The organism is Marinomonas phycocola (assembly GCF_047525455.1).
Lineage (GTDB): Bacteria > Pseudomonadota > Gammaproteobacteria > Pseudomonadales > Marinomonadaceae > Marinomonas.
In genome coordinates this window covers 146,454-154,460 of record NZ_JBLIXL010000009.1, presented here as the reverse complement: position 1 = coordinate 154,460, position 8,007 = coordinate 146,454, and the positions used below count along the sequence as shown (strand labels likewise).

Annotated in this window: 4 protein-coding genes and 1 CRISPR repeat array; all 4 genes read right to left on the bottom strand. The window is 40.0% G+C overall.

Features of this window, described 5'->3' with window-relative positions:
• Positions 1-17: 17 nt before the first annotated feature.
• A CRISPR array of direct repeats spans positions 18-2,025; the repeat unit is 28 nt; unit sequence TTTCTAAGCGGCCTGCGTGGCCGTTGAT.
• Between the two features lie 148 nt (positions 2,026-2,173).
• The 4 genes from cas6f to ACMUMJ_RS09120 are packed head-to-tail and all read right to left on the bottom strand — an operon-like array spanning position 2,174 to position 7,787.
• A complete protein-coding gene (gene cas6f / locus ACMUMJ_RS09135) occupies positions 2,174-2,845 on the bottom strand; it encodes a type I-F CRISPR-associated endoribonuclease Cas6/Csy4 (protein WP_414678523.1) in 672 nt (223 codons plus the stop codon).
• 9 nt (positions 2,846-2,854) lie between these two features.
• Complete coding sequence (gene cas5fv / locus ACMUMJ_RS09130) at positions 2,855-3,859, bottom strand: type I-Fv CRISPR-associated protein Cas5fv (RefSeq protein WP_414678522.1); 1,005 nt, start codon at positions 3,857-3,859, stop codon at positions 2,855-2,857.
• Between the two features lie 14 nt (positions 3,860-3,873).
• Positions 3,874-4,830 carry a type I-Fv CRISPR-associated protein Cas7fv gene (gene cas7fv, locus ACMUMJ_RS09125; protein ID WP_414678521.1) on the bottom strand — a complete coding sequence of 319 codons (957 nt, stop codon included), beginning with the start codon at positions 4,828-4,830 and terminating at the stop codon, positions 3,874-3,876.
• A gap of 2 nt (positions 4,831-4,832) precedes the next feature.
• Positions 4,833-7,787 (bottom strand): CRISPR-associated endonuclease Cas3'', encoded by a 2,955-nt coding sequence (locus ACMUMJ_RS09120; protein WP_414678520.1) that lies wholly within the window; start codon positions 7,785-7,787, stop codon positions 4,833-4,835.
• Positions 7,788-8,007 lie beyond the last annotated feature (220 nt).

Below are 8,007 nucleotides of genomic sequence, written 5' to 3'. Positions count from 1 at the left end.
TACGTACAGCCGTGATATTTCTAAGCGGCCTGCGTGGCCGTTGATACCTAGCCTTGTACTGGCCTTTGTTTTTTGGCTTTCTAAGCGGCCTGCGTGGCCGTTGATTTTGCTTGATCCAGCTCGTGCGCAAGTGCGCCTTTCTAAGCGGCCTGCGTGGCCGTTGATATTGAGAAAACAAAAGGAGGTAGACAAATTAATTTCTAAGCGGCCTGCGTGGCCGTTGATTGGTAATGGGGACGATAGTGCAAGAGTCTAGCTTTCTAAGCGGCCTGCGTGGCCGTTGATTTGACGATGTTTGCGCTGACAAATCTTCATCATTTCTAAGCGGCCTGCGTGGCCGTTGATTTGACGATGTTTGCGCTGACAAATCTTCATCATTTCTAAGCGGCCTGCGTGGCCGTTGATCCGCCTTAGGCGCAAAAAAATCTCGACTGGATGTTTCTAAGCGGCCTGCGTGGCCGTTGATAAATCACTGTGAGAGATGTAGCACAGTTAAAATTTCTAAGCGGCCTGCGTGGCCGTTGATGAGATTTAATGTCATCGGATGTATATGAAGTATTTCTAAGCGGCCTGCGTGGCCGTTGATTCTCAAGATGTCGTTCATTTTTTGCAGAAATTTTCTAAGCGGCCTGCGTGGCCGTTGATTCAGCCGCCACGGTCTCATTCATAGTAGTCATTTTCTAAGCGGCCTGCGTGGCCGTTGATTTCTAGTAGAGTTAGTCGTGACGCCTCTCGCTTTTCTAAGCGGCCTGCGTGGCCGTTGATGGTTTTAGAATCAATATCTGGTCACTCGATCATTTCTAAGCGGCCTGCGTGGCCGTTGATGGTACGCTCACTGTTCTAGCGTCAACCACAGCTTTCTAAGCGGCCTGCGTGGCCGTTGATTTAAAACAGGCGCAACCTATGCCACTGCGCTGTTTCTAAGCGGCCTGCGTGGCCGTTGATCTGGGGCGGGTGGTAATGTGTCGACTGGAACCTTTCTAAGCGGCCTGCGTGGCCGTTGATGTCAGCCGAAGATTATTACAGAGATCAGGGCATTTCTAAGCGGCCTGCGTGGCCGTTGATAAATAAACCCGCCTCGCAGTAGCGTTACGTGTTTTCTAAGCGGCCTGCGTGGCCGTTGATGTTAATTCTGTTACCGCGTCACTCAACGTATTTTTCTAAGCGGCCTGCGTGGCCGTTGATGAAATAAAGTTATCGTTTACCCTGATAGCTCATTTCTAAGCGGCCTGCGTGGCCGTTGATGTTCTCATTCATATACTCAATAACTGGCGGTATTTCTAAGCGGCCTGCGTGGCCGTTGATGACATTGGATTAATACCGCCTAACCCCTTTAATTTCTAAGCGGCCTGCGTGGCCGTTGATGCGAGTCTATCCGCCAGAAACTCACAGTATTGTTTCTAAGCGGCCTGCGTGGCCGTTGATAAGGTGTTGGTATTAATGGATTGGTGCCAGATTTTCTAAGCGGCCTGCGTGGCCGTTGATGCCAACCTCAAGAGCGGTAGTTGTTAGCCGTGTTTCTAAGCGGCCTGCGTGGCCGTTGATCCCTATATGTTGTGATTAATCATATTTTAGGTTTTCTAAGCGGCCTGCGTGGCCGTTGATTCATGAAAACATTAGACTTCAATTTACCAAAATTTCTAAGCGGCCTGCGTGGCCGTTGATAAGCGTTATCTGAAGGCCATTCCGACCATGGTTTTCTAAGCGGCCTGCATGGCCGTTTATATGGGGGTTAGATATGGGCTTTATTTTTCAAATTTCTAAGCGGCCTGCGTGGCCGTTGATAAAATATCAACATCCGAACAATTTACATTAAATTTCTAAGCGGCCTGCGTGGCCGTTGATTATTATCCTTTGCGATAACTCGCTTACCGTAATTTCTAAGCGGCCTGCGTGGCCGTTGATCTCTCAAGAATCTATTGATGCAATGATTAAAATTTCTAAGCGGCCTGCGTGGCCGTTGATATGTAGAAAATACGCTGTATTGCAGTGTTTTATTTCTAAGCGGCCTGCGTGGCCGTTGATAATGGACTTATCACAAAAAAATAAGTTACATCAAGAAAATAGGTTAAAAACCATGTTTTTACCCATCACATTTCAACTTGATATAACTTATTGTTTTATATTAATATTTTTAAAGAGCAGATTTTATTGGTATTTTTAGGCTAACAATCTATTCAAACCATGGAACCGCTGTTTTTTCAAGATTCGTACGTCGGCTTAGTCCATAGCAGGTAAATAGACTCTGATTTAATTGGACTTTCTCGGCATTTTTGACATTTTCCTTTTCAATAAACAGCTTGAAATTACGCCTTTCAGAAAGAGGTACTTCACCGTTTGTCGAAAGGCTTGTCATGTTAATAAAAGGCAGCTTTGATTCTTGGTCGAGATTGTCAATTGATTCAAGCAAACGTTGCTTTACCGACTCAATGTCTACGTTGTTTTTGTCCGCTAGGTGCTTCGCTTGTTGATCTACCTGAGCACGTAATTTATCAGGGGATTTATAAGTCCAACGCTTAAAGTATACGTATTCTTTTACATTCTCTGGCACAGATTTGATGCCTTTTATGTGGGTGTAGTCTTCAAGACGAGATAACCAGTGCTCTACATTCAAGTCTTTAAGCTGCTGTTGCGTTTCTGCCAGTAAACGTAGCTTGTTCCCTAATGGAAAACCACCTCTACGATAGAGAGGAAAAGACACGCCGACGGCTGAATCTTTTGAATCCTTAGCCCCTATTTTGTTCTCCACCAGCATCAGATGGATTTGCTGGTACAGCTTGTGCCAAACGAATCCGATATTAGTTTCAGCGTCGGGGAGTAGAGTTATATCTAAGTAATATTTCATTTTATGTTCCTACAACCTGATATCTGACACATAAGCCAGTCCTTTTTTCCCGAGATAAAAACTAGAAACACCAGCATTTTCAATCATCTCATAAAGCTCTTTGGACGCATTACGATCAATAGAAATATTAATATTCAATGTTCCTCCCGCTTTTTCCATCAGAGACGTAACCTCCCCAACACCTTTTATTCTTTCTTTACGGATATAAGGATTTCCCCATATTTTCTTTTCTTTTCCTGATGTATACCGCCCCATAAAGTTTTTCTTGGTAAAGTTGTTATTGGAAATACCACTTAAACAACCTGCTTTAGTTTTGGCGGATGACACATCAAAGGTTGTTGACAGTCGTTCAAGCTGTAAATACAAAGCAGAACAATACAAGCTAATAGTCTGAACTTCTTCCTTATTATTTAATCCTTTAAAATTCTCGAAGTTACTTTTTAAATAATTAAACGCTTGATTTACAATGCCTTCATTAGGCAACGCCTTAATCTTAGACAAAATATCAAACTGCGCACTTATAACTAGTGGGTTATGGTTGATAGTTTTAGTTATTTTTTCACTACCTAAGATAAACCTACATAGCTCGTCTACATTCAGCGTTAAAACGCCCCACAATTGCTCTGAATAATCAGATGTAAAAATGGGATCATTGATTTGAATCATCCCAGTGTATGACTCTCGATCTGTACTCCCAGATATATTTCTAATATAAGTCATTTCTTGGTTCACATAGCTTGGCTTATCTTCAAATGAGACCAAGGGTTCCAGTTCTTTAAAATAATAAGCATCACTATTTCTTGATTGGTAAAGCTTTCGTTGATCACCAATTAAACGATTTAATATGCCCATCACCGTATTATGCTCAACTTTTCTAGGTTTGTAGTTGTCGACATTTTTTAAACTTGTCATGGAAGCTACATACTTTCGTCCAGTTTTTGGTAGAGGCTCATCATTCGAGCCATCAAGAAACGAGTTACGCCAACTCGATTCATATTTGATTTCAATTTTCATCGTTTACCCTCCCTTTATTTTTGATAGAAATAAGTGGCAAACTCTTCTTCTGGCTCTGTTGAAATACTGCTTTCGTCGCGCTTTATACGCATCATTTTATTGCTGTCGTTATAGTCAACCACCACTTCATCGACATACATATAAGACTTAGCTTGGCGGATAGATAATTCATTAATCAATTCAATAGTGTAATCAATTAAGGCTTTTATGGCATCTTGATCTAATAAGATACCAGCTTCACCTTCTTCAAAAATGGTACCGCTACGAACATAGTTTTCATGAAAAGTCGCTTTAGGGTTTAACTCAGGATTAAGTGATTGAATAAAATCCTGAACTGCTTGGGCAACTTCTTCACCTTGCCCAGCTTTTATTCCCATCGCTTCACGGTCAAATTTTTTATCTAATGAAATAAATTGAAGTTGCTCAATACTAATGGAACCGTAAGAAATATATTTGGTGTCTCCAAAGGTTGTTTTTGAGAAAAAAGACGAATTATCTCGTTCTCCAGCCTGAGCAAACTGCTCAAAGTTACCGTTGCCTAGTTGATCTACAAAGTCTTCAATCAGTAACGGACTTGTGCGTTTGTTTTGACTTGATGGCACTACATAACCACGTACTAACCCTGTAATAGAAGCTAGCATTTGCGTTAAATTATCTGCTTTACTTTTATTGGCATAATGAACATCAAACGCTTGACTTCTGAACAAATGATGTCGAATACAATTTTGACTGATGTATAACGGCGTTTTTTTAAAATCTACATCCGTTGCTTCTCTTCGGTATTGATATCCAGTATCTTCTTTTACCTTGCCTGACAAGTTTGTATATCCTCGTAATTTCGGCAAAGTGTGATTCTCTACAGTTTTTCCGCTGTCGCCCATTAACGATGTTGGGCCATTCCAGTTCACAACACCATGACCTAATGCTGTAATTTTAAAATCGACGCTTTTAATACCAGTTACTTTTTTCATGTTTAGCCCTTTCTCTGAGTTAAGTGTTTATTTGCAATTGCACCTATGGCTTGTTTTTCACATACACAATAGTAAATAGCTGAATTATGCCTTGCCGATTCACCGCCAACAGGGAGCAGATCGTTTGAGGTATAACTCAGGTAAATTGGGAATTCTGGGTCTTTCGCATCGTTAAGAAGGATAAAGTCCTTATAAGAATCTTTACCTCCCTCGATAATGTTATGGTGTTTCTTTGCCATATGAGCGAGTAAGTTATTGGCACTGTCGCCATAGCCTTGAATAAGGTCAGTTGATGCTGTGAGATTATCAACGCTTTCCATTTCATCCACAGAAACGGTATAAGCGTATTCTTCAATAAATACTGGAGCGTTTTTACTGTCTAAATTACACATCGCCATTTGTACAAAACGACTATCACCTCTTAATGAATTGTTACTGATTTTAGCTCGTTGTATTTGCTGTTTTTTACGCGTGATAATGGTTTGAGGCTCACTGACTTTCGCGGTGATCAGAGTCGCACTTTTTTTCATTGCGGCAATAGTATCTTGCTCGATAGGCACCATTAAAGAGCTTGATTGATAGAAGTCTTTGTAGATTTGATAAACATCCGCAATAGTAAATATATTCTTACCACTGTCCGTTTTTTCAATAAGAAACTGATGCCATGCCTTAGCTGAAAGCAATGAATTTGAAGAAGATAAAAACCTTGTCACGGCTCCAGAGACTTTATTGTTATGAACGTTTTCTGGAACAGCAATGGTATACATGTTGATAAGATCATTTTTACCAAAGCGGTCTAATCTTCCCATTCTCTGTAAACAGTTCTCTGCTGTCGTCATTTCAGAAACCATGTAGTCACAACTAATATTAAGAGATGCTTGAACAATCGGCCCACTACGAAGTACGTCGTACATGTTATTTCCGTCTCGCTTAAACGCTTCAAACACACAATTAAAAAGATACCTTTTATCACTCTTCTTATATTTAGAATGCAGAAGAATAGCATTTTCATCGACTAAATTATGGATAAAACTCTTTTGCGCTGTCGTTGCCGTATTACTAATAATAAAGGTCGTTTTAGTTTGTGTTTGATAAAGTGGATTAGATTCATCTTCTTTGGTTTCATCATATTCTTCAAAATCAAATTGATATTTCTTTTCGTTAAAAGACGGCATTTCAACTACATCGTAATCCACATCAAGTTTGAGAATTTGCTCCAGATAAAAATAATTAGGTGTAGCAGAGACTAACAGTATGTTGCTGCCGTTTTTCAAGTCATTTCTTGAAATAACCAGTTCGGCAAACAATATATTGAATGCTGGCATGTTGATGTATTCATGATACTCATCGAACACAATGTGAGCGTTAAGGTAATTAAGTAAACGATCTGCCTTAGTATGACTGATAATACTACTGAGCAATTGATCGATTGTGGTGATGATAATATCGGCGGTTAACTGATCTTTCTCAGGTGTTGGTGTGTCGAAGTTGTTGGTGAACTTATATTCACCTGTAAAAATTTCCACAGTGGCATCTTGTAAATATGGGTTGTCTGACGCTTTTAATTCGGTAAACATGCCTTGGCATATTTGGACTCGTGGGCAAATCCAGATAACTTGCTGAGCATTTCTTAAGCCAGCCCACTCCAATGCTATTTTGGTTTTACCGCAACCTGCCGCACCCGCAAGTACTTTGATATTGTCACTGTCCTCTGCTAATTTTGCGGCAACGACGGACTGTTTTTGACTGCGTGGACTATCAGTAAAAGAGGAAATACAACTCTCAAGATGTGCCTCAAGACTACTTTCTACCACAATATTATTAACTAATTGCTCCTCTACAAAATCATTGAGTTTCTGGTTTTCAATGTATGATGATAATTCACTGGCAGATAACGACGATATCCATCTGTCTGCCGTGATCAAACAGGCTCGAATTTCATTATTATGAGCATTCACTAAGACTTTACTGGAGTAATCATTAAGCTTTTCAGAAAGTGGGTAGTCTTTATAATACGGCAATGGCGTATGTTCATAATTGATCAAAGTTTCACTATCAAACTCCTGAGAGTATGCCCCTGCAAGTAAGCTGTCTTCTACTCCTCGATACTTTTTATCTATTTCACACACCGTGTTTAACATCCTTATGGATTGCTCAGAAACGACGCTCTGCGTTGTATCACCCAGATTTGCTTTTAATTTATTAAATACCTTTCCGTATGTATCAAAACCGTCTCTATCCTTGGTTCTAAACGGTTTCGCATGATGCCAATAAACAGCATGCTTAATAGAAGATTTAATAGACGGACTGATACTTTTAACACCATCAGATACGCACTGAAAAATAAGCGCCGATATCTCATTATGCCTCGGATGTTTTTCAAAATTAAACTTAGTGTCATCAATATGTTGACCATCTTCCGCTTGGTAAGTTTTATTCTTAGGCTTGATAACCCAACTCTGAAAAGATGAATCTAACTTTCCAATATCATGTACGCAACCAGCAATAAATGCTGCATTAGCTTGCTTTCTCTTACCTGGATAAAAGTGTAGATATAACTGCTCAGCAACAAAACCTACCGCAAATAGATGATGATCCAATAGTTGTAAATGCGTATTAGCGTATATCATGCCTTTCGCTGGTTTTAATTGTTTTACATCCATAAACACCTCTTTAGCGGTTGAATTCACAGGCACAACTCCCTGTTCGTTAAATTTTGATTTAGCTCCAACCACCCACAAAAATTGACTTCTTGCTCTGGATCGTATCCAGTGACAACTGACGGCGGTGTTTTTGCTGGCGGTTTGGCGCAGCATTTTTTTGACTGTGATTAACCCTTCTTCAGTAATAATCGTTTGCCATGTGTTATCGCCTATTCGGTTAGCGAAGGCGTCGAGCACTCGCCGTGTTTTCTTAAGGGCATTCTTTTCACACTGACTAACAAAGGTGACCATCATAAAAGCAATATCTCCCTTTATTATCTAATCACCATTTAACCAATCAATTAATTCCTGTAGTAAGTTAAACAGTTCAATTTTTAGAGGAAGAGGCATCCTCCCCCATAAGGTTCTAAGTTTTATTAAAACTTTTAAAATTAAATCAACACACAACATAAAAACCCCTATACTATTTGAATAATGATAGTACCTCAGTGTAGGAGAAGCGCTTTTTCTTGTC